Origin of the sequence: Pseudomonas alkylphenolica, assembly GCF_004025535.1 — a bacterium.
GTDB lineage: Bacteria > Pseudomonadota > Gammaproteobacteria > Pseudomonadales > Pseudomonadaceae > Aquipseudomonas > Aquipseudomonas alkylphenolica_A.
Map to the genome: position 1 here is coordinate 35,432 of NZ_QJRG01000044.1, position 23,372 is coordinate 58,803.

Annotated in this window: 20 protein-coding genes and 1 tRNA gene; 9 read left to right on the top strand and 12 right to left on the bottom strand. The window is 63.4% G+C overall.

Annotation, left to right across the window (positions count from 1 at the left end):
* Window positions 1-4 precede the first annotated feature (4 nt).
* Window positions 5-433, top strand: coding sequence for a pilin (locus tag DM813_RS12920; RefSeq protein ID WP_128323788.1), 429 nt, complete (start codon window positions 5-7; stop codon window positions 431-433).
* Between the two features lie 63 nt (window positions 434-496).
* Window positions 497-572 (top strand) — tRNA-Thr (locus tag DM813_RS12925).
* Between the two features lie 389 nt (window positions 573-961).
* Here DM813_RS12925 and DM813_RS12930 read toward each other — a convergent pair.
* Window positions 962-1,270: a DUF3077 domain-containing protein gene (locus tag DM813_RS12930; protein WP_164897244.1), complete on the bottom strand. Its 309-nt coding sequence runs from the start codon at window positions 1,268-1,270 to the stop codon at window positions 962-964.
* A 76-nt stretch (window positions 1,271-1,346) separates the two neighbouring features.
* Window positions 1,347-1,574 carry a hypothetical protein gene (locus DM813_RS12935; protein WP_128323790.1) on the bottom strand — a complete coding sequence of 76 codons (228 nt, stop codon included), beginning with the start codon at window positions 1,572-1,574 and terminating at the stop codon, window positions 1,347-1,349.
* 499 nt (window positions 1,575-2,073) lie between these two features.
* On the opposite strand from DM813_RS12935, the gene DM813_RS12940 reads away from it, so the two are divergent.
* From DM813_RS12940 to DM813_RS12950, 3 genes are all read left to right on the top strand, one after another.
* Window positions 2,074-2,676, top strand: a complete 603-nt coding sequence (locus DM813_RS12940; RefSeq protein ID WP_128323791.1) for a hypothetical protein — start codon at window positions 2,074-2,076, stop codon at window positions 2,674-2,676.
* A gap of 145 nt (window positions 2,677-2,821) precedes the next feature.
* Window positions 2,822-4,060 (top strand): molybdopterin-dependent oxidoreductase, encoded by a 1,239-nt coding sequence (locus DM813_RS12945; protein ID WP_128323792.1) that lies wholly within the window; start codon window positions 2,822-2,824, stop codon window positions 4,058-4,060.
* Window positions 4,061-4,070: 10 nt separating this feature from the next.
* Window positions 4,071-4,712: a c-type cytochrome gene (locus DM813_RS12950; RefSeq protein ID WP_128323793.1), complete on the top strand. Its 642-nt coding sequence runs from the start codon at window positions 4,071-4,073 to the stop codon at window positions 4,710-4,712.
* 140 nt (window positions 4,713-4,852) lie between these two features.
* Here the strand turns inward: DM813_RS12950 and DM813_RS12955 are convergent, their stop codons facing one another.
* On the bottom strand, window positions 4,853-5,641 hold the full coding sequence (locus DM813_RS12955; protein WP_128323794.1) for a TatD family hydrolase: 789 nt from the start codon (window positions 5,639-5,641) through the stop codon (window positions 4,853-4,855).
* A 2-nt stretch (window positions 5,642-5,643) separates the two neighbouring features.
* Window positions 5,644-6,639 (bottom strand): catabolite repressor/activator, encoded by a 996-nt coding sequence (cra, locus tag DM813_RS12960; protein ID WP_128323795.1) that lies wholly within the window; start codon window positions 6,637-6,639, stop codon window positions 5,644-5,646.
* 283 nt (window positions 6,640-6,922) lie between these two features.
* Between cra and ptsP the strand changes: the two genes are divergently transcribed.
* From ptsP to DM813_RS12975, 3 genes are read left to right on the top strand one after another with little or no spacing between them, the layout of a single operon-like run.
* Window positions 6,923-9,781 (top strand): phosphoenolpyruvate--protein phosphotransferase, encoded by a 2,859-nt coding sequence (gene ptsP / locus DM813_RS12965; protein WP_128323796.1) that lies wholly within the window; start codon window positions 6,923-6,925, stop codon window positions 9,779-9,781.
* Entirely contained in the window at window positions 9,782-10,732 is a 951-nt protein-coding gene (pfkB, locus tag DM813_RS12970) for a 1-phosphofructokinase (RefSeq protein ID WP_128323797.1), read from the top strand. It begins immediately after the preceding gene.
* A complete protein-coding gene (locus DM813_RS12975) occupies window positions 10,729-12,462 on the top strand; it encodes a PTS fructose transporter subunit EIIBC (protein ID WP_128323798.1) in 1,734 nt (577 codons plus the stop codon). The genes pfkB and DM813_RS12975 overlap by 4 nt, the downstream gene beginning before the upstream one ends.
* Here DM813_RS12975 and DM813_RS12980 read toward each other — a convergent pair whose 3' ends face one another.
* Window positions 12,463-12,693 (bottom strand): DUF3820 family protein, encoded by a 231-nt coding sequence (locus DM813_RS12980; protein WP_128323799.1) that lies wholly within the window; start codon window positions 12,691-12,693, stop codon window positions 12,463-12,465.
* A 206-nt stretch (window positions 12,694-12,899) separates the two neighbouring features.
* On the opposite strand from DM813_RS12980, the gene DM813_RS12985 reads away from it, so the two are divergent.
* The gene (locus DM813_RS12985; protein WP_128323800.1) at window positions 12,900-13,376 is read left to right on the top strand and encodes a PA2169 family four-helix-bundle protein; all 477 of its coding nucleotides are present in this window, start codon (window positions 12,900-12,902) and stop codon (window positions 13,374-13,376) included.
* Here DM813_RS12985 and DM813_RS12990 read toward each other — a convergent pair.
* The 7 genes from DM813_RS12990 to DM813_RS13020 all read right to left on the bottom strand — a co-directional run bounded on the left by DM813_RS12990 (window position 13,373) and on the right by DM813_RS13020 (window position 23,286).
* A complete protein-coding gene (locus DM813_RS12990) occupies window positions 13,373-14,866 on the bottom strand; it encodes a GGDEF domain-containing protein (RefSeq protein WP_128324158.1) in 1,494 nt (497 codons plus the stop codon). The genes DM813_RS12985 and DM813_RS12990 overlap by 4 nt on opposite strands.
* A gap of 157 nt (window positions 14,867-15,023) precedes the next feature.
* Complete coding sequence (locus DM813_RS12995) at window positions 15,024-16,358, bottom strand: OprD family porin (RefSeq protein WP_128323801.1); 1,335 nt, start codon at window positions 16,356-16,358, stop codon at window positions 15,024-15,026.
* A 205-nt stretch (window positions 16,359-16,563) separates the two neighbouring features.
* The gene (locus DM813_RS13000; RefSeq protein WP_128323802.1) at window positions 16,564-16,788 is read right to left on the bottom strand and encodes a hypothetical protein; all 225 of its coding nucleotides are present in this window, start codon (window positions 16,786-16,788) and stop codon (window positions 16,564-16,566) included.
* Window positions 16,789-16,983: 195 nt separating this feature from the next.
* Window positions 16,984-18,363, bottom strand: coding sequence for a heavy metal sensor histidine kinase (locus DM813_RS13005; RefSeq protein ID WP_128323803.1), 1,380 nt, complete (start codon window positions 18,361-18,363; stop codon window positions 16,984-16,986).
* A complete protein-coding gene (locus tag DM813_RS13010; protein WP_128323804.1) occupies window positions 18,338-19,012 on the bottom strand; it encodes a heavy metal response regulator transcription factor in 675 nt (224 codons plus the stop codon). The genes DM813_RS13005 and DM813_RS13010 overlap by 26 nt, the downstream gene beginning before the upstream one ends.
* Before the next feature lie 9 nt (window positions 19,013-19,021).
* Window positions 19,022-22,123, bottom strand: a complete 3,102-nt coding sequence (locus DM813_RS13015) for a multidrug efflux RND transporter permease subunit (RefSeq protein WP_128323805.1) — start codon at window positions 22,121-22,123, stop codon at window positions 19,022-19,024.
* A complete protein-coding gene (locus DM813_RS13020; RefSeq protein WP_128323806.1) occupies window positions 22,120-23,286 on the bottom strand; it encodes an efflux RND transporter periplasmic adaptor subunit in 1,167 nt (388 codons plus the stop codon). Before DM813_RS13020 ends, DM813_RS13015 begins: the two co-directional genes overlap by 4 nt.
* Window positions 23,287-23,372: the final 86 nt, after the last annotated feature.

Genomic DNA, 23,372 nt, shown 5'->3' on the forward strand with positions numbered 1-23,372 from the left:
GTCCATGAAAGGGCAACGCGGCATTACCTTGATCGAACTGATGATCGTGGTGGCGATCATCGGCATCCTGGCGACCATCGCCTTACCCATGTACACCAACCACCAGGTGCGCACCAAGGCCACGGCCGCCCTGGTCGAAATCACTGCCCTGAAAACCCCGTTCGACCTGCGCCTGAACGAAGGCAAAGACGTCACCGACGTCGCCGCCCTGGGTGGCCAGGCCAGCACCAGCAACTGCGCCATCACCGCCACCGGCACTGCGGCCACTGGCGCCGGCAGCATCGTCTGCACCCTGGCCGACGCCCCGGCCACTGCCTTGGGCAAAACCCTCAGCCTGACCCGCTCGACCAGCGGCTGGGCCTGCACCACAACGCTGGAAGCCGACCTCGCCCCAAGCGGCTGCACCTCGACTGAAAGCGCCGCTGCACAGTGATCAATAGCTGTTATTAAACAGTGATTTGCGTAACGCATCCGGCAGTGGTAGCGTTGGTGCCACGCCGGTGTAGCTCAGTCGGTAGAGCAGCGCACTCGTAACGCGAAGGTCGCAGGTTCGATTCCTGTCTCCGGCACCAGATACAAGTTTCACGATGGCTTTGGCTGTCTGTGGAGCATCCAACAAAGCCCGCCTTGTGCGGGCTTTGTTGTTTCTGGAATATCTCTGATTGGTTCTACGCCTTTGCGGGACATTTGGGGCGCGCTTGCAGGTTGAAAGTGAAGGCTATCTAGAATCAATGTGCTTCACCCCGGATGTAGTTGTTCCGTTTGCCTGATGTAGAGGCGTCCAGAGCCGACCTCCCTCGACCCAAAGCTGCAATTGGTGAATGGCAGTAATCGGCCATAAGCTGGACTACCCCGGTACGATAGACATCCCCGGCCAACGCTTTTGGCCGAAAGTAGACGTTAGGGCGCTTCCGCTTTCGGCTGTCCTTATCTTTAAGTGGTCGGCAAAATTCAATTCGCTTCAGCACCTTTTGCCAAAATCCCCACCCATCATCCCAAACGCCAAATCCTCAACCAGCGCCTTCGCCATCCCGCTCAAAAAGTGCGCCGCACACACCATCGCCTCATCCTGCTCAAACCACGCGTTGTGGCTGAGCTTGCTCACGCACCCCATCAACAGCGCGGCCTGATCCAGAACAAAGTCCGCGTTATGCCCGGGCTCAACCCGAAACAGCCGATCAGTCGTCAAGCCGCTGGCACCTTCGCCGAACACACCGACGCCGGTCGTTTTTAACCCTGCAGTACTACCTTCAATCGAACCCTTACTCATCATCGCGCTCCCGTCCTGTTTCACGCCTCAAGCGCCAGCCTTGCCTGAGCAGTGCTGACGCTTTCCTGTAGATGCTTCAGTGCTGTATCTGAACTCTGCTCAACGCCGCTTCGACCAGGTTCCGGGCGTAGTCGATTTCGTGCACGCAGGCCAAGGTCAGCACCTGACATGAGGAGTTGGAATGCAGCAGGACGGTCTGTTGCGCCACGGTCATGGCACAGACCAGGTATTCAGAGGCCTGGACAAGAATGTCTTCGATGGATTGGTTGGGGTGAAGCGGTGGATCTGGAACGATCTTCAGCATGTAGCCTCCCGGTGATTGGGGCCGCCACGAATCTGCTGTCAAACAAATGGGTGGCAACTGTACGTGGGTTGACAGACCGAACACCGGGGGAACTCGGCGCACACAAAGGTGCCCCACGCACAATCGCCATGACTGCACATGTTCCCGGTATTTAGCGGCCTGTCACAACCGGTCGTTAAAAATGCTAACGACGGGCCGAGACTAGAAGCCTGACGGGACCACTGCAATGGCTTGAAAGCCGCAAAAGTATGATTCGGAAATGGACTACACGGAATCGGGAAATTCTGATGTTTTGAGCTGCTGAAGCACTGTCTTAACTTGTAAATCACACGCGCGGTTACAAGCCCCCACCATTACTTAGTTACAATGCGCCCCCACTGCACGGGTGACCCTGCCAAGGCCCCCGTCATCACAGGTTGTCAGCAGCGCCTGCTCCGCTCAGGTGCTGCGCCATATACGAAGGGCAGGCAATGCCCTCATTTTTCTGCTGGGGCGATGGATGAAACAAGGGCGCTTTTGGGCACTGATGCTGTGCCTGGCGATATTCACGGGCTGCGCCACCGCGCCACCCCGGGACCAGAACAACCTCTGCAATATCTTTCGCGAGTACCCCGACTGGTACGAAGACTCGCTGGAGATGCAGCAAAGATTCGGCACGCCGCAAAACGTGGCAATGGCGATCATGAAGCAGGAAAGCAGCTTCGTTCACGATGCGCTGCCACCGCGCGACTACCTGCTGTGGGTGATCCCGTGGGGCCGGGTGAGTTCGGCCTATGGCTACGCCCAGGCCCAGGACCCGGTCTGGGGCGAGTACAAAGACCGCACCGGCAACGGCGGTTCGCGCGACAACTTCGATGACGCGGTGATGTTCATCGGCTGGTACACCGACGGTACGCAAAAGCAGCTGGGCATCTCCAAATGGGACGTCTACAACCAGTACCTGGCCTACCACGAAGGGCGCGGCGGGTTCAGCCGTGGTACCTACCTGAGCAAGCCGTGGCTGATGCAGGTGGCACGCAAGGTTGAGCAGCAGGCGAAGAACTACGGTGCGCAGCTCAAGCAGTGCCGGGCCGAGCTGGAACAAGACACCGGCTGGTTTTAATCCGCCGGCCTGTCATCAATTGCGAACCCTCTGACGCTCAATGCGAAGCAACAAAACTGCGTGTGACGATACTGAAACGCTCCAAAAAACTGGCGGGATGCAGCCAGTTGCCTTTCAGGATTTTCGTCACAGGGAGCGCAGCAGCATGTTCAGGTTTATCGGGAACAACCACCTTGGCCGCCGGCAGGTTCTGCGCGATGCCATCGCCCTGGCGGTGGCCGCCTCGCCGTTGGCCAGCCTGGCCAAAGCCGCCGAGGCAAACCCCGAAGAAGTGACCTTTGCCGCCGGGCCACGCCCGCTGGTGCAGTACCCGCAAAAGCGTCCGCTGACCCTGGTGACCACGCGACCACCGCACCTGGAAACCCCGTTCGCAGTGTTCAACGAAGGGCCGATCACGGCCAATGACGCGTTCTTTGTTCGTTACCACCTGGCCGACTTTCCCACCAGCATCGACCCCGACAGCTACCGGCTGACGGTCAAGGGTTCAGTCGGTACGCCGCTGTCGTTGTCCCTGGACGAGCTCAAGGCCCTGGCCGAGCCGGTCGAGGTGGTGGCGGTCAACCAGTGCTCTGGCAACAGCCGCGGTTTTTCGATGCCACGGGTGTTCGGCGCGCAGCTGGGCAACGGCTCGATGGGCAATGCGCGCTGGCTGGGGGTGCCGCTCAAGGCGGTGCTGGAAAAGGCCGGGGTTGGCGCGCAGGCACAGCAAGTGACCTTCCGTGGCCTCGACAAGCCGGTGCTGCCGAGCACGCCAAGCTTCATCAAGGCGCTGGACATCAGCCACGCCATGAACGGCGAGCCGATGATCGCCTGGTCAATGAATGGCACCGACCTGCCGTTTCTCAACGGCTACCCGATCCGCCTGGTGGTGCCGGGTTATTTCGGTACGTACTGGGTCAAGCACCTGAGCGAGATCGAGGTGCTGGATCACACCTTCGATGGTTTCTTCATGGCCAAGGGGTACCAGGTGCCAGACAACGACTGTTTCTGTATTTCACCGGGTACCACGGCGGCGAAAACCCGGCCGATTTCACGGCTGCCGGTGCGCAGCTTCATCACCAGTGTGCAGGCGGGTGCGGTGTTGCCGCTGAACAGCGGGGTGCTGCTCAAGGGCATTGCCTTCGACGGTGGAGCGGGGGTGGACAAGGTGGAGGTATCGATCGACGGCGGGGCGCGCTGGTATCGCGCTGCGCTGGGTGAAGACCTGGGGCGGTTTTCGTTTCGTGAGTGGACGCTGCCGATCACCTTCAGCCACAAAGGCGCTATGCAGTTGATGGTGCGCGCCACCAATGCGGCGGGCGAAACGCAGCCGATGAAAGCCGACTGGAACCCCGGCGGTTATCGCCGTCACGTCGTCGAAACCACCCATGTGACAGTCGCCTGAGGAGCCCGGCATGAAGCCTATGAAACCGATGTTAGCGCTATTGTGTGCGGTTCAGCTGTGTGCGGTGGCCACGCTTGAGGCGGCGCCGTTGTCGATTACCCTACCGCCAGAAACGGCGGTGTTCAAGGCCAGTGAGTTGCCGGGCTATGCGCTGGCTCAGCAGAAGTGTTCCACCTGCCATTCGGCCGACTACATCAATTTTCAGCCGCCGGGCATGAGCCTGGCGCAGTGGACGGGTGAAGCCGGCAAGATGCAGAAGGTATATGGCGCGCCGATCAGCGATCAGGATGTGACTGTGATTGGTGCTTATCTGGCGGCCACCTATGGCAGTGCACAGGTGAGCGATGCCGAGGTGCAGACGGCTTCGTATCCGTTGAAGGCCGAGCCTGCACCGGGGGCGAAGGTGGATGCCATGGCGTTGCTGCAGAACAATGCCTGCCTGTCGTGCCATGCGCTGGACCACAAGGTGGTGGGGCCGGCGTACCGCGATGTGGCGGCCCGGTATGCCAACGATGCGCAGGCGCAGGCCAAGGTGGCGTTGCACATTCAGCAGGGCGGTGCGGGTAAATGGGGCAACATTCCCATGCCGCCGTTTACGCAATTGAGCCAGGAGGATTTGCAGGCGATGGCGGCGTTTATATTGCAGCAGTAGGGCTGAACGAATTTGCGACCGCTGCGCGCTCGATCGCAGGCTGCGCCAGCTCCTACAGGGGGAGGTGTAGGAGCGGATTTATCCGCGATGGACTGCGTAGCAGGCCCGCTTTGGCGTCGATCCGGCCTACAGGCGCTCGGTCAGTCGACCAGCGCCCAACCAAACAGCTCACACGCATTGCGCGTACTCACCTCGGCCAGTTGCTCCACTTCAATCCCGATCACCTCGGCCAGTGCGGTGGCAATCTGCGGCAAATGCTCAGGGCTGTTGCGCAGCCCGGCATACATCACCGGGGCCATGTCCGGGGCGTCGGTTTCCAGCACCAGGCTTTCCAGCGGCAACTGCGGCAATACTTTGTGCAAACGCAGGGCCTGCGGCCAGGTGGCGGCACCGCCGAGGCCCAGTTTGAAGCCCAGCTTGTGGTACTCACGGGCCTCTTCAACACTGCCGGCAAACGCATGGATGATACCGCCACGCGCAAGCTTGTAACGCTTGAGCGTGGCAATCACCGCAGCATGGCTGCGACGCACATGCAGCAGCGCCGGCAGGTTGAAGTCGACGGCCAGTTGCAGCTGGGCCTCGAACCAGTGCTGCTGGCGCTCGCGGTCGAGTTCCGGCAGGTAGTAGTCCAGGCCGAATTCACCCACGGCACACAGCTGGCGCTCGCCCTGCAGGCGGTTCAACCAGTCGCCCAGCTCACGAAGGTGCTCGGGGCGGTGCTGGTCGAGGTACACCGGGTGCAGGCCAAACGCGGCATACAGCTGTGGATCGCTGCACACCAGGTCCCACACGCGCTGCCAGTTATCCTGGTACACGCCCAGCACCACCATGCGCTCGACACCCGCCGCCCTGGCGTTGGCCAGCAGCGCCGCCCGGTCCGGGTCGAAGTCCGGAAAATCCAGGTGGGTGTGGGTGTCGATCAGGCGCATGTTCAGGCCTTGATGATTCGCTGTTTGAAGGTTCGACCCACGGCATGCACGCCCGGTTCGTAGTGCTTCTCTTCCACGGCGGCCAGGGCCAGTTTCAATGCGGTTTCGGCCATGACGCCATGTTGCTGGGCCATGGCATTGACCGGCAGCGGCAGGAAGTCGAGCAGCTGGTTATCACCAAAGGTGCCCAGCTGCAGGCTGCGCGAGTCGGCCGGGCGCGCCTGCAGCACGTCGAACACGCCTTGCAGCAGCACGTAGGAGGTGGTCAGCAGAGCATCCGGCAGGCCGCCAATTTCGGCGATCAGCTGGGTCATCAGGCGCTGGCCGCATTCACGGCTGAAGGCTTCGCCCTCGTAACGGCTGATGCTGCCTTTGAAGCCTTGCAGGGCCTCGTCGAAACCACCGGCGCGCGCCTGGCTGACGCTGAGCTCGGGGCGGGCACCGATCAGGGCGATGTGCGAAGGCTCGGTGGCGAGCAGGCTGCGGGTCAGTTGCAGGCTGGCGTTGCGGTCGTCACTGACCACCGAGCAGAAGTGCGCCGGGTCCATGCTGCGGTCGATGGCAATGATCGGCAGGCCCTTGGCCTGCAACTCGCGGTAGCTGTCGTCACCGGCAGGCAGGCAGCTGGCGACAAACAGCGCATCGCAACGGCGGGCGCGGAACAGTTGCTGCAACTGGCGCTCGCTCTCGGGCTGGTCGTCGCTGCTGGCAATCAGCAGTTGGTAACCTTTGGCCCGGGCGCCTTGTTCCAGTTGCTTGGCAATGCGTGCGTAGCTGGGGTTTTCCAGGTCCGGGAGAATGAACCCCAGGGTCTTGGTGTGACGGCTACGCAAGCCGGCCGCTTGTGGGTTGGGGGTAAAGCCATGGGCTTCCACCACTGCACGCACACGTTCGACCGTGCTGCTGCTGATGCGCTGCTGTTCGGCCTTGCCATTGATGACGTAGCTGGCAGTGGTCACGGACACACCGGCCAGACGCGCGATATCGCTGAGTTTCACCGCATTTTCCTTGTTATACCGGGGCTGCTTGCGCAGCCTGACCGGGAATTGTCGCCGATCGTGCAATCGAGACGCAGACGACCATTGTCGCAATTGTCCGACAAGATGGGGCTTCATTGATCGAAGATTATCGAGTAACGTGCTCACAATTCCAGATTAAACGTTTCAGCAGGCGATTTTTCTGCCGAACCAACGCCTGCGGTGGGCCCTGCGCAACTGGCCCTATGCTTAAAAATTCACAACAATACCTCAGCACCCTCTTGGTGCTGCAAAGGAGAAGGTCATGCTCGAGCTCACTGTAGAGCAGATATCCATGGGCCAGTCGGCTGTGGATAAGTCGGCGGCGCTGCAGCTTCTGGCCGAGCATCTGGTCCGTGATGGCCTGGTTGCCGAGGGCTACCTGGCCGGCCTGCAAGCGCGTGAGGCGCAGGGTTCGACCTTTCTCGGCCAGGGTATTGCGATTCCCCATGGTACCCCGGATACCCGTGAGCTGGTGCATACCACCGGCGTGCGCCTGTTGCAGTTCCCCGACGGGGTGGACTGGGGCGATGGCCAGCGCGTGTACCTGGCCATCGGCATTGCCGCCCGTTCCGATGAGCACCTGCGCCTGCTGCAACTGCTGACCCGCGCCCTGGGCGAAACCGACCTGGCCGAAGCCTTGCGCCGGGCGAGCTCTGCCGAGGCACTGCTGAAATTGCTGCAAGGCGCACCGCAGGAGCTGGCGCTGGATGCACAGATGATCGGCCTGGGCGTGCCGGCCGAAGATTTTGACGAGCTGGTGTGGCGCGCCGCGCGCCTGTTGCACCGTGCCGATTGTGTCGGCGCGGGCTTTGCCGGTGTGCTGCAACAGGTCGAGCCGCTGCCGCTGGGCGAAGGTTTGTGGTGGCTGCACAGCGAACAGGCGGTGCGCCGGCCTGGCCTGGCGTTTGTCACCGCGCAGCAACCGCTGCGTTACCGCGACCAGCCACTGCATGGGGTGTTCTGCCTGGCCAGCTTGGGCGCCGCCCATCAGGCCTTGCTTGAGCGTTTGTGCACTCTGTTGATCGAGGGGCGCGGCCAGGAACTGTGCCGCGCCACCAGCAGCCGCGCGGTGCTCGAAGTGCTCGGTGGCGAGCTGCCCAGCGACTGGCCCAGCGCCCGTATCGCCTTGGCCAATGCCCATGGCCTGCATGCCCGCCCGGCCCAGGCGCTGGCGCAGTTGGCCAAGGCATTTGACGGTGACATCCGTGTGCGTCTGGTCGACAGCGGCCAACCGGCAGTGTCGGCGAAAAGCCTGAGCAAACTGCTGAGCCTCGGTGCGCGGCGCGGCCAGGTGCTGGAAATCATTGCCGAGCCGAGTGTGGCCGCCGATGCGTTGCCGGCCTTGCTGGCAGCCATCGAAGCCGGTTTGGGCGAAGAGGTCGAGCCGCTGGCCGCCAGCGTTGAATCCGCCGTGCAGCTGCTGCCGGAGCCTGAGTTGGTGGCCCCGGAGGCGGGTGCGGTAATTCAGGGCGTGGCAGCGGCACCGGGCATCGCCAGTGGCCCTGCGCATGTGCAGGTGCTGCGTGAGTTTGACTACCCGCTGCGCGGCGAGTCGCTACCGGTGGAACGCCAGCGCCTGCAGCAGGCACTGGCCACGGTCAACGGCGAAATCGAAGCGCTGATCCAGCGCAGCCAGGCCAAGGCTATTGGCGAAATTTTCGTCACCCATCAGGAAATGCTCGCCGACCCGGACCTGGGCGATGAGGTGGACCAGCGCTTGCGCCAGGGCGAAAGCGCACCGGCGGCGTGGATGGCGGTGATCGACAACGCCGCACGCCAGCAAGAGGCGCTGCAGGATGCACTGCTCGCCGAGCGTGCGGCCGATTTGCGCGACATTGGTCGCCGGGTGCTGGCGCAGCTGTGTGGCGAGGCCGATGTGCCGGCCCCGGAGCAGCCCTATGTGCTGGTGATGGAAGAAGTGGGCCCGTCGGATGTGGCGCGCCTGGACCCGGCACGGGTTGCCGGCATTCTCACGGCCCGTGGCGGTGCCACCGCGCACAGCGCCATTGTCGCCCGCGCGCTGGGCATTCCGGCGGTGGTCGGTGCGGGCGATGCAGTGCTGTTGATCGCGTCGGGTACACCGCTGTTGCTGGATGGCCAGCGTGGCCGTTTGCAGGTGGCGCCGCCAGCTGACGCGCTGCAGCGTGCGCTGGCCGAGCGCGAGCGTCGCGAGCAACGCCTGCAGCAGGCCCGGGCGCATCGCCTGGAACCTGCGGTGACCCTCGACGGCCATGCGATTGAAGTGTTCGCCAACATCGGCGAGAGCAAGGGCATCGAAGCCGTGGTCGATCACGGCGCCGAAGGGGTCGGGCTGTTGCGTACCGAGCTGATGTTCATGGCCCATCCGCAAGCCCCGGACGAAGCCGCGCAAGAGGCCGAGTACCGCCGTGTGCTCGATGGCCTCAACGGTCGGCCTTTGGTGGTGCGTACCCTCGATGTCGGCGGCGACAAGCCGCTGCCGTACTGGCCGATTGCACAGGAAGAAAACCCGTTCCTCGGGGTGCGCGGCATTCGCCTGACCCTGCAGCGCCCGCAAGTGATGGAGAGCCAGCTGCGCGCGTTGCTGCGTGCAGCTGACGACCGCCCGCTGCGGATCATGTTTCCCATGGTCGGCCAGCTGGAGGAATGGCAGCAGGCGCGGGCAATGGTCGAGCGCCTGCGTGAGGAGATCCACGTCAGCGACCTGCAACTGGGGATCATGATCGAGGTGCCGTCGGCAGCCTTGCTGGCACCGGTACTGGCGCGTGAAGTGGATTTCTTCAGCGTTGGCACCAACGACCTCACCCAGTACACCCTGGCCATCGACCGTGGCCACCCGAGCCTCTCGGCCCAGGCCGACGGCCTGCACCCGGCGGTGCTGCAACTGATCGACATGACCGTGCGCGCCGCCCATGCCCATGGCAAGTGGGTGGGCGTGTGCGGCGAGCTGGCCGCCGACCCGCAAGCGGTGGCGGTGCTGCTGGGGCTAGGCGTCGACGAGCTGAGCGTTGCGGCGCGCAGCATTGCCGAGGTGAAAGCGCAGGTGCGCGAACTGAACTTTGAACACGCCCGGCAGCTTGCTCAGCAAGCCTTGCTGCAGGGCAGTGCCAGCGCCGTAAGGGCGCTGGTGGAGAACAACTGAATGGCCAAGATCCTCACCCTTACCCTCAACCCGGCGCTCGACCTCACCGTCAGCCTCGACGCCCTGCACAGTGGCCAGGTCAACCGTAGCCAGGCGCAGCACAGCCATGCGGCGGGCAAGGGCCTGAATGTCGCCCAGGTGCTGGCTGACCTCGGGCACAGCGTCACGGTCGCGGGCTTTCTGGGTGCAGACAACCTGCAACCGTTCGAACGCCTGATCGCCCAGCGTGGCTTTACCGATGGCTTTATCCGCGTGCCGGGTGAAACCCGCTGCAACATCAAGCTGGTCGAGGCCGATGGCCGCGTCACTGACATCAACGGGCCAGGCCCGCAGGTGGATGCCGCGGCCTGTGAGCAACTGCTGGCGCGCCTTGAGCAGCTGGCGTCCGGTCATGAGGCAGTAGTGGTGGCGGGTAGTTTGCCGCGGGGAATCACTGCGAGCTGGCTGCAGCAATTGCTGGCAACGCTCAAGGCCATGGGGCTGAAAGTCGCCCTCGACAGCAGCGGTGAAGCCCTGCGTGCGGGGCTCGCCAGCGCCCCCTGGCTGGTCAAGCCGAACACCGACGAGCTGGGTGATGTGCTGGGCAAGGTGGTGCACGGTTTTGCCGAGCAACAAACCGCCGCCCAGGCGCTGATCGCGCAAGGTGTCGAGCATGTGGTGGTGTCGCAGGGCGAGCACGGGGTCAACTGGTTCAGCCGCGATGGTGCGCTGTCGGCGGTGCCGCCCAAGGTCAAAGTCGCCAGCACGGTAGGGGCGGGTGATTCGTTGCTGGCCGGCATGGTGCATGGCCTGCTCAACGGCGATGCCCCGGCGCAGACCTTGCGCCTGGCCACCGCGATTGCCGCGCAAGCGGTCACCCAGATCGGCTTTGGCATCAACGACCGCACGCAGTTGGCGCAACTGCAGCACGACGTGCGCGTGGGCGAAGAACAACAAGAGGGTCGCAGATGAACATTGCCATCGTCACCGCCTGCCCGAATGGCCAGGTGTCCAGCGTGCTCAGTGCACGTTTGCTGGCAGCCGCTGCGCAGCGGCTCGGCTGGAGCACCAGTGTCGAAATTCATGACCCGCAGCAGCCGCACGGGCAGTTGTCGGAGGCGGTGATTGCCGCCGCCGACTGGGTGCTGGTGGTCAACACCGGCCCGCTGGACCTGCGCCGGTTTGCCGGCAAGCGTCTGTTCCAGTGCACCCCGGCGCAAGCGCTGGCCGATGCCCAGCACTTCCTGCGCCAGGCCGCCGAGCAGGCGACGGTGTATGAGCCTGTTGCGCAAACGTCGGCAGTACCTGCCGGGCAGGGCGCGAAGATCGTCGCCATTACCGCCTGCCCGACCGGTGTGGCGCACACCTTCATGGCCGCCGAAGCGTTGCAGCAGGCCGCGCAGCAACTGGGCTACCAGCTGACGGTCGAGACCCAGGGGTCGGTGGGCGCGCGCAACCCATTGCCGCCAGCGGCGATTGCCGAGGCCGATGTGGTGTTGCTGGCCGCCGACATTGAAGTACCGACCGCGCGTTTTGCCGGCAAGCGCATTTATCGCTGCGGCACCGGCGTCGCCCTCAAGCAGGCCCAGGCCACCCTGAACAAGGCGCTCGCCGAAGGGCGCGAAGAAGCCAGCGGGCAAGCGGCAGGGACCAGTGCCACGGGCGAGAAAACCGGTGTGTACAAACACCTGCTCACCGGGGTGTCGTTCATGCTGCCGATGGTGGTGGCCGGCGGTTTGATGATTGCCTTGTCGTTTGTCTTCGGCATTGAAGCGTTCAAGGAGCCCGGCACCTTGCCGGCAGCGTTGATGCAGATTGGCGGTGAGGCAGCCTTCAAACTGATGGTGCCGTTGCTGGCGGGTTATATCGCCTACTCGATTGCCGACCGTCCGGGGTTGGCGCCGGGGATGATCGGCGGCCTGCTCGCCAGTACCCTGGGTGCGGGTTTTATCGGCGGTATCGTCGCAGGCTTTCTCGCCGGTTACAGCGCCAAGGCCATCAGCCGCTGGGTGCGCCTGCCCAGCAGCCTGGATGCACTCAAGCCGATCCTGATCATTCCGCTGTTCGCCAGTCTGTTCACCGGCCTGGTGATGATTTACGTGGTCGGCAAACCGGTGGCCGGCATGCTCGAAGGGCTCACGCATTTTCTCGACAGCATGGGCACCACCAATGCCATTCTGCTCGGTGTGTTGCTCGGCGGGATGATGTGTGTCGACCTCGGCGGGCCGATCAACAAGGCCGCTTATGCGTTCTCGGTGGGCCTGCTGGCGTCGCAGAGTTACGCGCCGATGGCGGCGACCATGGCCGCCGGCATGGTGCCGCCGATTGGCCTGGGCATCGCCAGCTTCATCGCCCGGCGCAAGTTCGCCCAGAGCGAGCGCGAGGCCGGCAAGGCGGCGTTCGTGCTGGGGCTGTGCTTCATCTCGGAGGGGGCGATTCCGTTTGCCGCCAAAGACCCGCTACGGGTGATTCCGGCAAGCATCGCCGGTGGCGCCTTGACCGGCGCACTGTCGATGTATTTCGGCTGCAAGCTGATGGCGCCGCATGGCGGGCTGTTCGTCATGCTTATCCCCAATGCCATCAACCATGCCGCGCTGTACCTGCTGGCGATCGTTGCCGGCAGCCTGCTGACCGCCTTGGTCTACGCCGTGCTCAAGCGCAGCGAAGCGGTGGAGCTGGCGGTGCAGCCGGTCAAGGCCTGATCAGGGGTGGCGTCGCGGGTGCTTCTTGCGCAGGGGCACCAGCAGTTCGCCGAGGCCGTTATGGTCAATCTCGTGCATCAGCGCCAGCAGGCCGCCGAGCTCGCCCTTGGGAAAGCCCTGGCGGGCGAACCAGGCCAGGTAGTGGCCGGGCAGGTCGGCGATCAGTCGGCCCTGATATTTGCCGAAGGGCATTTCGCGGGTGACCAGCAGTACAAGCAGTTCCGGATTCATGAGGCGTGGATCTGGGCGGGAAAGGCATGAACATACATGCAAACTGCATGAAGGCCAAAGGACAGTTCATGCAGAACACGGTAAACCTGATCGTTCAATATTTCTTAAGTATTTGAAAAATATATCTATATTTTTAGTTTGAGGGCTGGCACGAACACTGCTCGGTAGTACTGCATGGTTATTTATTCATGCAAAGGAGACGTGTCATGAGCAATCCCAACAAAGACGTAATCTCGGTACTCAACGACCTGATCGAATTCAGCAAAGACGGCGAGAAAGGTTTCAAAACCGCCGCTGAAGACGTGAAGAATCCTGGGCTGAAAACCTACTTCATGCAGCGCATCGGCGAGTGCAGCACCGCAGTCTCCGAACTGCAGCATCAGGTGCGTGCCCTGGGCGGCGACCCGGAAACCTCGACCAGCGTCAGCGGTGACCTGCACCGTGGCTGGGTCAACCTCAAGTCGATGCTCACCGGCAAGGATGAGGTGGCCGTGCTCAATGAAGTCGAGCGCGGTGAAGACCACGCCCTGAAAGCCTACAAAGATGCGCTGGAGAAACTCGCCAAGCTGACCCTCGCACCGGGCAGTGAGGTGATTGCCCTGGTCGAGCGTCAGTACCATGGTGTGCAACGCAATCACGACCAGGTCAAAGCCCTGCGCAATCAGGCCCGGGCCCAGGCTTAAGCCGCCGTTTCCACCCGGTTGCGGCCATTGCGCTTGGCACTGTAGAGCGCTTCGTCCGCGTTGCCCAGCAAGGTCGCCAGATCGTGCTGGGCGCTTGGCGTGTGGCAGCCGATGCCGATACTCACGGTGACCGGTTGCGTGTCGCCGCCAAACGGCGGCAGCGCCTCGACATTGCGGCGAATGCGCTCGGCCAGCAGTTGCGCGCCGTGACGGTCGGTTTCCGGCAACACCACCAAAAACTCCTCACCGCCGTAGCGCGCCGCCAGGTCTGCCGGGCGGCGGATACTGCATTCAATCGCCGCCGCCACCTGGCGCAGGGCTTCATCGCCGCCGGCGTGGCCGTGGCGTTCGTTGAACGCCTTGAAGTGATCCACATCGATCATCAGTACCGCCATCGGGCTGGCCGTGCGTTGCGTGCGCGCCCATTCCTGGCGCAGCACCTGGTCCAGGCGCCGACGGTTGGCCAGGCCCGTCAGGCTGTCGGTGGCGGCCAGGGCGGCGAGGCTCTGTTCGGCGCCCTGGCGGCGGCGCAGTTCGCGGCCCAGCAACAGCGTCAGCCAGAGGATGCCGATGCACAGCACGCTGGTGGCGGCGCTGACGAACAGCGCGGTGCGCCGCCACGACTCGAACACTTCGTCAGCCGAGCGGGCGACGATCACGATCAGGGGCAACTCGCCCACCCGCGCAAAGGTGAACAGCCGCTGCTTGCCGGTGCGGCCGGAGTTGCCGGCAAAGGTGCCGCTGATTTGTGAACGGATGCGCTGGAAGTTGGGCCGGTCGCTGTAGTTGGTGCCGATTGTCGGCTCATCGGGCGCGGCGGGCTGTCGGGCCAGCAGGGCGCCTTCGGTGTTCATCAGGTTGATGCTGCTCTCACTGCCGATATCCAGGCGTTCGAACAGGGCATTGAAATATGACAGGCGCAAAGCGCCGGCGGCCACGCCGTCGAACTCGCCGTTGGGCCCGGAAATACGCCGGCTGAAACTGATGCACCAGTCCAGGTCACCCAGGCGCGCCTTGAACGGCTGGCCGATCAACAGGCCAAGGTTGGGGTTGTCGCGGTGCGCCTGAAAGTCCGCGCGGTCGGCGAAGTTGGCCTGGCGCGGGATGGCGCTGGTGGAGTCGGCGACGATGTCGCCCTGGGCATTGAGCCAGAGAATGTCGCCGCGCTCGGGGGCGGTAACCGCCTGGTTGAACAGAATCGGTTGGCGCAGTTGTGCAGGTATGGCCTGGATCTCCGGACGCTGGATCGCCCAGATCAGCCCTTGCAGGGAGTGGTCATAGAGTTCGACGTTGCGCACGATGTCGCTTTCGATCAGCTGCACAATGTTGCTGGCGGAACGCGCTGCCGCCTGTTCGACGCTGGTGCGCTCGCGCATCAGCAGGAAGCTGACGATGGCAACAATGGCGAGCACCGCAAGGCAACTGCCCAGGTTAAGGATCAGCTCAGGGTGAGACTTATACAGGGCGGATCGCTTGGATCGGGTGGGCAAAGTCATGGTCGCTGTTGCCGATGACTCTGCAAAAGTCGCGGCCTGGTTACGTGGCGGCCGTATTCTAGGGGGCAGCTGATTGTCGGACAAGAACTTAATGGCTGTCAGCCGACGGACAGGGCTGGCGCGAACGCCAGCCCTGCCAGGGGCGCTGTGATCAGAAGATGTTCAGCGGGTAGTCAACGATCACGCGGTACTCGTCGACATCGGCATCGATTTGCGCGTAGTCCTGGTTACCGCGGTGGCTGGCCCAGCGCAACAGCACCGACAGGTCTTTCAGGCTGCCTTCCTGGAACACGTACTGCAGGTCGAAGTCGCGCTCCCAGTGGCGGGCGTCGTTGCCTTCGGCGTTGTACCAGTGTTCGCCATAGCCGACGCTGTTCGGGTCGACCTTGGTCAGGTCCATCTTGCCGCTCGAGTACGACACCACCGAAGTCAGGCCCGGCACGCCGACGCCGGCGAAGTCGTAGGCGTACTTGAGTTTCCACGAGCGCTCGTTGGGGCCGTTGAAGTCCGAGTACATCTGCGAGTTGTCCAGGTACACGCTGTCGCCCTGGTTGATGTAGTCGAACGGGGTGTTGCCGTTGACCCGCTGGTACACCGCAGTGAGGCTGTTGTAGCCGACGTTGACGGTGAAGTGCAGGCTGTAGGTGTTGTTGTCGATGTGCCCGAGCAGCGACTGGCCGGTGTCCTGGGTGTGGTAGTAGTGCAGGCCCGGGTTGAGGCTGACCAGCTCGTTCACCTGGTAGGTGTAGTCGAGGTCGAAGTAGTACTGGTTCCAGATGTCCTTGAGCTCGGAGGCGTACAGGCTCGAGGTCAGGTTCGGTACGCCGCTCCAGGCCATGCCGGCCCAGTTCAGGTGACGGCTTTCGCGGTCATCGGGCAGGGCGCCGTAGAAGGTGTCGATGCGGCGATGGCCGCTCTGGTTGTAAGGCTTGGTAAAGCTGGCCTGGCCGCCTTCGAGCATCAGCCCCTCGATGCTGTTGTTGGTCAGGCTGACGCCGCGGAAGGTCTGCGGCAGCATGCGTGTTTCGCCACCGGCGATCACCGGGTTGGTTAGGAACAGGTCACCGGCCTTCAGTTCGGTGTCGAAGGCCTTGAGCTTGACGGCCGCACCCGCGGTCGAAAACGAATCCGGTGCCTTGCCCAGCTCACCGTCGCCCTTGGTGTTGATCGGCAGGATGCTCGAGCCTGCGGTACCGCCACCCCCGTCGAGTTTCAGGCCGAGCATGGCGTGGGCGTCGAGGCCGAAGCCGACGGTGCCCTGGGTGTAGCCCGATTCGAACTTGCCGATAAAGCCCTGTCCCCATTCCCTGTTGTCACGCACCCCGCGGTCGAGCTGATTGCGGTTGAGGTAATAGTTGCGCGCGTGCACGTTCAGGCTGGACCCTTCGATAAAACCCTCGGCCTTTTCGTCCTCGGCGTGGGCGTTGAAGGGGATCGTTGCAGACAATGCAACGAATAGCGGGGTGAAACGTAAAGCTGTGTTCACCGGGGTGGACTCCTTGCTGTAAAGGTGGGGCAGTTTTTATTGTGCGAAACACGATCTTTTTATGATTGAACGGGCCAGCGGACTGGCACTTTTCGACACGCCAAAAAAAACCGCTGATAGGCAGCGGTTTTGGAAGACAACCGCACAGGCGCTTAAGTCACCTGTGCTGTCGCCGGGGGAGTCGAAAAGTTTTGCGGTGTGGCTATCAGCTGTCGCTTGCGTCACTCGAAAAACCCTTGGCGGCAGTCTGTTCTGCGGGTTTCGACGATTGCTCAGCCTTCGCGGCAACGGCGTCGCGAGCCTGTTCGTGGACAGCGGCCAGTTCGGCATTACGAGCGACGAACGCCTGAGATTCCTCGGCCATGGCCAGGGGAGACAAGAACAGGGAAGACAGGACGAATACGCTGGCAACACCCATACTGTTGGACATTTGATACAGCCTTCTTGCGATGCAAGTGTTAAGTAGGTTTGATTAAATTAGTCGGAATTGCCGGCGAGAAACAGTGACTTTTTCGAGAAGTACTATTGCGTCAAAGGTAATAGTCGTGGTGGCGCGGGGTCCCTTCGCGGGTAAACCCGCTCCCATGAACCGCTAATTGTGGGAGCGGGTTTACCCGCGAAGCTGTTAAGCCGGCAGCAGCATGCCAAAGGTATTGGCACCTGCCTGGCTGCGCACGAACACGCTGCCGCCGTGCATCAAGGCAATCGCCTTGACGATGGCCAGGCCCAGGCCGTGGTTGCCGCCGCCGCTGGTGCGCGCGGCATCGACGCGGTAGAAGCGCTCGAACAGCATCGGCAGGTGCGCTTCGTCAATCGCCGGGCCGGGGTTGCTCACGGCGATGCTGATCTGCCCGTCGCGCTGCTCGATGCTCACCTGAATCACCGAATGGGCAGCGGTGTGCTGCACGGCGTTGTTCAGCAGGTTGATCAGCGCCCGACGCAACTGGGCCTTTTCGATATGGGCCTGGGCATCACCACTGACCTCGACACGCACCTGGGCGTCTTCAAGGATGTAGTCCAGGTAGTCCAGGGTTGCCGCGACTTCTTCGGCCAGCGAGCTGCAGGTCAGCGCCGTGGCCTTGCTGCCCTGGTCGGCACTGGCCAGAAAGAGCATGTCGTTGATGATGGTGCGCAGGCGTTCGAGCTCTTCCAGGTTCGATTGCAGCACCTCGAAGTAATGCTCGGCACTGCGCCCGCGGGTAAGGGCCACCTGGGTCTGGCCGATCAGGTTGGTCAGCGGTGAGCGCAGTTCGTGGGCCACGTCGGCGTTGAACGCTTCAAGGCGCGAGTAAGCCTGGTCGACCCGCTCCAGGGTGGAGTTGAAGGCGCTGGCAAACTGCGCCAGCTCCGGGGCCAGCGCCGATTGCTGCAGGCGCCCGCTCAAGCGCGGCGGCGCCAGTTTTTGTGCTTCGGCCGAGAGCGAACCCAACGGACGCAAACCGATCCGCGCCACCCAGTAGCCGAGCAAGGAAGCCAGCAGCACGCCGAACACCGACAGGCTGATGATCGCCACCAGCAATGTCTGCTGGGTTTGCCAGAAGGTTTCGGTGTCGATGGCGATCAAGAAGCGCAACGGTGGTCGCGCCCCCATGGCCGGCAGCTCGCTGACCAGCACTTTGAACGGGTAAGGGCTGTCGGCCAGGCGCAGGTCGCGCATACCCAGCGCGCCATTGGCAAAGGCACGGATGGCAGCGTCCGGCTGACCATATTCGAAGGTGCTGTTGCCACTGACCACCCAGAAGCGGATGCGCCGGTCTTCTTCGCCGAGCAGGTTGAGTTTGTTGGTGATCTTGGCCCAGTGTTCGAGGGTGTCGTAGCGGGTCAGCGATGACTCCAGCACGCTGAAACGCGCTTCCAGTTCTGCCGCCGGCAGCAGGTCGAGGCTGCGGTCGACCTGTTTGTACAGGGCGCTGCCGATCACCAGGAACACGCCCAGCGCCACCAGGGTGAACAGCGCGCTCAGGCGCAGGGCGATGGAGTTAGTCGGCACGGTTTTCCAGAACATAGCCCATGCCTCGGATGGTGTGCAGCAGCTTGGTGTCGAAGGGGCCGTCGAGCTTGGCCCGCAGGCGCTTTATCGCCACTTCGACGACGTTGGCGTCGCTGTCGAAGTTGATGTCCCAGACCAGTTCGGCAATGGCCGTTTTCGAGAGGATCTCGCCCTGGCGCCGGGCCAGTACGCTGAGCAGCGAGAACTCCTTGGCGGTCAGGTCCAGGCGTTGCCCGGCGCGGCTGGCCTTGCGGCTGATCAGGTCGACCCAAAGGTCGGCAACCTGGATCTGCACCGGCTCGTGGCTGCCGCTGCGGCGGGTCAGGGCCTGCAGGCGGGCCACCAGTTCGAGGAAGGAAAACGGTTTGCCAAGGTAGTCGTCAGCGCCTTCGCGCAGGCCATGAATACGGTCTTCGACCCGCTCACGGGCGGTGAGCATGATCACCGGCGTCTGCTTGCGCGCACGCAGGGCGCGCAGTACGCCGTAGCCGTCCAGGCCCGGGAGCATGACGTCGAGGACGATCACCGCATAGTCGCCTTCAAGGGCCAGGTGCAGGCCGTCGATGCCGTCGCGGGCGAGGTCCACGGTAAAACCCTGTTCGGTGAGACCGCGGTGCAGGTAGTCGGCGGTCTTTTCTTCATCTTCGATAATCAGCACGCGCATGATCGGCTCTCAACTGGCAGGGGACTGCGCCACGCGTTGCGATGCCTGGCGCCGATGGAACAAGCGCTCCAGGGCCAAGTATATGATCGGCGTGGTGAACAGTGTCAGCGCCTGGCTGACCAGCAGGCCGCCGACCACGGCAATACCCAGGGGTTGGCGCAGTTCGGCGCCGGCGCCCATCCCGAACATCAGCGGCACCGCGCCCAGCAGGGCGGCAAGGGTGGTCATCATGATCGGCCGGAAACGGGTCAGGCAGGCCTGGTGGATCGCCTGCTCGGGGCTCATGCCCTGGGTGCGCTGGGCATCGAGGGCGAAGTCGATGAGCAGGATGCCGTTTTTCTTGACGATACCGATCAACAGCACGATACCGATCAGGCCCATGATGCTGAAGTCCTGGCCGGTCAGCCACAGCAGCGCCAGGGCGCCAAGCCCGGCCGAGGGCAGGGTGGAGATGATGGTCAGCGGATGGACGAAGCTCTCGTAGAGCACGCCGAGAATGATGTACACCGCCACCAGCGCGGCGAGGATCAGCCACGGCTGGCTCGACAGCGAACTCTGGAAGGCCTGGGCTGCGCCCTGGAAGTTGCCGATGATCGAGTCGGGCATGCCCAGTTCGCGCTGGGTGCGCTCGAGGATCTGCACGGCGTCGCCCAGGGCCACGCCCGAAGCCAGGTTGAACGACAGGTTGGCCGCCGGGAACAGGCCGTCGTGGCTGATCGACAGCGGCCCGGTGCTGGGCGGCGCGACGTGGGCCAGCACCGACAGTGGCACCATCTCGCCACTGAGCGGTGAGCGCAGGTAGAAGTAGTTGAGGCTTTCGGCCTTGCCACGCTGGCGGGCGTCGAGTTCGAGGATCACCTTGTACTGGTTGGTCTCGGTCTGGAACTCGCTGATCTGGCGCTGGCCGAAGGCATCGTAAAGCGCCTGGTCGACATCGTTGGTGGTCAGGCCAAAGCGCGCGGCCGCTTTGCGGTCGATCTCGATGCGGGTGACGCTGGCGCCCAGCTGCAGGTCGTTGGACAGGTCGCGAAACGCCGGGTTGGCCTTCAGGCGTTCGGTCAGGCGCTGGGTCCACAGGTTAAGCGCCGCGCCATCGTTACTCTTGAGCACGTACTGGTACTGGCTGCGGCTGGGACCGGAACTCAGGTTGATGTCTTGCCCGGCACGCAGGTAGAGGACCACGCCCGGTACCTTGGCCAGTTTCGGGCGCAGGCGATCGATGAACTCGCTGGCCGAGACATCGCGGTCGGCGCGGTCCTTGAGGGTGATCCAGAACCGGCCGTTGGCGATGGTCTGGTTGCTGCCGGTGACGCCCACCGCGTGGGAGAACGCCTTGACCGCCGGATCGGCCTCGATGACCTTGGCCAGCGCCTGGTGCTTTTTGATCATGTCCGGGTAGGAGATGTCGGCCGCGCCTTCTGAAGTGCCGAGGATAAAGCCGGTGTCCTGCACCGGAAAGAACCCTTTGGGGATCGCCACGTAGCCGACCACGGCCAGGGCCAGGGTGACGCCGAAAATCCCCATCATCATTCGCTGATGCGCCAGGGCCTTGACCAGCACGCGTTCGTAGCCGGCCAGCAAGCGCTCACCGAAAGTCACCTTGTGCGCGTCGGCGTGTGCCGGGCGGCCCATGAACAAGGCGCAGAGGGTCGGCGCCAGGGTCAGCGAAACCACTACCGAAATCAGGATGGTCGAGGTCGCGGTGAGGGCGAACTCCTTGAACAGGCGGCCGACAACACCGCCCATGAACAGCAGCGGAATGAACGCAGCCACCAGCGAAAAACTGATGGAGACCACGGTAAAGCCGATTTCCCCGGCGCCCTTGATCGCGGCCTCGCGTTTGCCGTCGCCGGCTTCCAGGTGACGGTGAATGTTCTCCACCACCACGATCGCGTCGTCGACCACGAAGCCCACGGCAATGACGATAGCCACCAGGGTGAGGTTGTTCAGGCTGAAGCCGAACAGGTACATTAGGGCGAAGCTGGCGACCAGCGACACGCCCAGCACCGCCGAAACAATCAGCGTCGCCGACCACTGGCGCAGAAACAGCGCCATCACTCCGATCACCAGGATGACGGCGATCATCAGGGTGATCTCGACCTCGTGCAGCGAGGCGCGGATGGTTTGCGTGCGGTCGTTGAGCACTGACACCTCGACCGAGGCCGGGAGCATCTGCTCAAGGCGCGGCAAGGCCTCCATGACCTGGTCGACGGTGTCGACGATATTCGCCCCGGGCTGGCGGAAGATCACCAGGTTCAGGCCCTGTTGTTCACCCGACCAGGCTTTGACGTAGGCGTTCTCTGCACCGTAGATGACCTTGGCAACATCCTTCAGGTGCACGGGGGCGCCGTCGCGGTAAGAGACGATCAGTTGCGCATATTCATCGGGATGAAACAGCTGGTCGTTGGTTGCCAGGGTCGAGACGCTGTTCTCGCCATACAGGGCGCCCTTGGCCAGGTTCAGGCTGGTTTGCTGGATCGACTGGCGCAGGTCGGCCAGGGTCAGGCCCAGGGCAGCAAGTTTTTCCGGCTGCGCCTGCACGCGGATCGCCGGGCGCAACTGGCCGGTGATGTTGATCAGGCCGACGCCTTCGATCTGGCTCAGTTGCCGGGCCAGCAGGGTTTCGGCGTAGTCACTCAGTTCGTTGGCCGGCATCTGTGCCGAGCTGACGGTCAGGATCAGCACCGGGCTGTCGGCCGGGTTGACCTTGCGCCAGGTCGGCGGGCTGGGCATGTCCTGGGGCAGGCGGGCGGTGGCGGTGTTGATCGCCGCCTGGACTTCCTGGGCGGCGGTGTCGATGCTTTTTTCCAGGGTGAACTGCAAGATCAGGTTGGTCGAGCCCAAGGCACTGCTCGAGGTCATCTGGGTCATGCCGGGGATGGCGCTGAACTGCACCTCCAGGGGCGTCGCCACCGAGGAGGCCATGGTCTCGGGGCTGGCACCGGGCAGTTGCGCGGTCACCTGAATGGTCGGGAAATCGGCTTCGGGCAGCGGCGCCACCGGCAGGCGCGGAAAGGCGATAACGCCAAGCAGCACCAGGGCGAAGGTCAGCAGCAGGGTGGCAACCGGGCGGTCGATGCACCAGGCCGAGATCGAGCCGCGCGCGTTCATGGCTGCACCTGGCGGTCGGCAACGTCTTCAGGCGCGGCAGTTTCTGCGGCGACCTCCACTGTGGCACCGGGCTTGAGCCGCGACTGGCCGTCGGAGACCAGCTTGTCGTCCTTGCTCACACCGGCAACGATGTTCAGCGCGCTGTCCTGGTACAGCACCTTGACCGGCACGCTCTCGACCTTGTCGCCGACCAGGCGGTAAACGTAATGGCCGTCGATGCCGCGTTGCACAACTTGCGGTGGGACTACCAGCGCCTGCTGGTCGAGGGCGGTCTGCAGCTTCAGGGTTACCAGTTGCCCCGGCCACAGGCGCGCACCGGAGTTGGCGAACTCGGCCTTGACCCGGATGGTGCCGGTGTTGGCCGCGACCTGGTTGTCGATCAGGGTCAGGTGGCCTTCGGCGAGCAAGGTGCCGCCGCTGTCGCCGTCACCTTCCAGGTAGGCCTGCACCACCGCGGCAGGCTGTGCCTTGAGCAGGCCCTGCAGGGTCGGCAGCATGTTCTGCGGCAAGGAGAACTCGACGCCGATCGGGTCGATCTGGGTAACGCTGAACAGCCCCTGGGTGTCGGCCACGCGCAGGAAGTTGCCTTCATCGACATTGCGGATGCCGACCCGGCCGGTCACCGGCGACAGAATCCTTGTGTACGACAACTGCACCTGGGCGGCTGCAATGGCCGCCTGATTGCCCTGCACCGTGGCTTGCAGTTGATTGAACAGGGCCTGTTGCTGGTCGAGGGTCTGGCGCGATACGCCGTTGTCGATACTCAGCTCCCGATAGCGCTTGAGGTCGACGCCCGCCACGCTCAGCTGCGCCTGGCTCTGGCCGAGCTGGGCCTTGGCTTGCTCAAGGCTGGCGCGGATGGCGCGGTCGTCGATGGTTGCCAGCAGGTCACCTTCTTTCACCCACTGGCCTTCCTTGACCAGCAGTTGCGTCAGTACGCCTTCGACTTGCGGGCGGATCACCACGCTGTGCAGCGACAGCACCGAGCCGATAGCGCTGGCAAAGCGCGGCACGTCTTGTTGCTTGACCGCCACGACCCGGATCGGGATGGCACTGAGGTGCACGGCTTTTTCCTCGCCTGAGCGCTCGAACAGCCACGCGGCAGTGCCTGCCAGGGCCAGGAGAACAGCGCAGATCACGAGGGAACGGGTGGGGATACGCATAGGTGCTGGACACCGCCGACAGAAAAGGAGCGTGAGTTTAAGTCAGTTATAGCGGCCCGACCGGGTCAGCAACGTGACGCCTAACT

What these genes read in the sequence shown, in the direction of transcription:
- DM813_RS12920 (WP_128323788.1), top strand. Translation starts at nt 5, where the DNA reads ATGAAAGGGCAACGCGGCATTACCTTGATCGAACTGATGATCGTGGTG.
- DM813_RS12930 (WP_164897244.1), bottom strand. Translation starts at nt 1,270, where the DNA reads ATGAGTAAGGGTTCGATTGAAGGTAGTACTGCAGGGTTAAAAACGACC.
- DM813_RS12935 (WP_128323790.1), bottom strand. Translation starts at nt 1,574, where the DNA reads ATGCTGAAGATCGTTCCAGATCCACCGCTTCACCCCAACCAATCCATC.
- DM813_RS12940 (WP_128323791.1), top strand. Translation starts at nt 2,074, where the DNA reads ATGAAACAAGGGCGCTTTTGGGCACTGATGCTGTGCCTGGCGATATTC.
- DM813_RS12945 (WP_128323792.1), top strand. Translation starts at nt 2,822, where the DNA reads ATGTTCAGGTTTATCGGGAACAACCACCTTGGCCGCCGGCAGGTTCTG.
- DM813_RS12950 (WP_128323793.1), top strand. Translation starts at nt 4,071, where the DNA reads ATGAAGCCTATGAAACCGATGTTAGCGCTATTGTGTGCGGTTCAGCTG.
- DM813_RS12955 (WP_128323794.1), bottom strand. Translation starts at nt 5,641, where the DNA reads ATGCGCCTGATCGACACCCACACCCACCTGGATTTTCCGGACTTCGAC.
- ptsP (WP_128323796.1), top strand. Translation starts at nt 6,923, where the DNA reads ATGCTCGAGCTCACTGTAGAGCAGATATCCATGGGCCAGTCGGCTGTG.
- pfkB (WP_128323797.1), top strand. Translation starts at nt 9,782, where the DNA reads ATGGCCAAGATCCTCACCCTTACCCTCAACCCGGCGCTCGACCTCACC.
- DM813_RS12975 (WP_128323798.1), top strand. Translation starts at nt 10,729, where the DNA reads ATGAACATTGCCATCGTCACCGCCTGCCCGAATGGCCAGGTGTCCAGC.
- DM813_RS12980 (WP_128323799.1), bottom strand. Translation starts at nt 12,693, where the DNA reads ATGAATCCGGAACTGCTTGTACTGCTGGTCACCCGCGAAATGCCCTTC.
- DM813_RS12985 (WP_128323800.1), top strand. Translation starts at nt 12,900, where the DNA reads ATGAGCAATCCCAACAAAGACGTAATCTCGGTACTCAACGACCTGATC.
- DM813_RS13000 (WP_128323802.1), bottom strand. Translation starts at nt 16,788, where the DNA reads ATGTCCAACAGTATGGGTGTTGCCAGCGTATTCGTCCTGTCTTCCCTG.
- DM813_RS13005 (WP_128323803.1), bottom strand. Translation starts at nt 18,363, where the DNA reads ATGTTCTGGAAAACCGTGCCGACTAACTCCATCGCCCTGCGCCTGAGC.
- DM813_RS13010 (WP_128323804.1), bottom strand. Translation starts at nt 19,012, where the DNA reads ATGCGCGTGCTGATTATCGAAGATGAAGAAAAGACCGCCGACTACCTG.
- DM813_RS13015 (WP_128323805.1), bottom strand. Translation starts at nt 22,123, where the DNA reads ATGAACGCGCGCGGCTCGATCTCGGCCTGGTGCATCGACCGCCCGGTT.
- DM813_RS13020 (WP_128323806.1), bottom strand. Translation starts at nt 23,286, where the DNA reads ATGCGTATCCCCACCCGTTCCCTCGTGATCTGCGCTGTTCTCCTGGCC.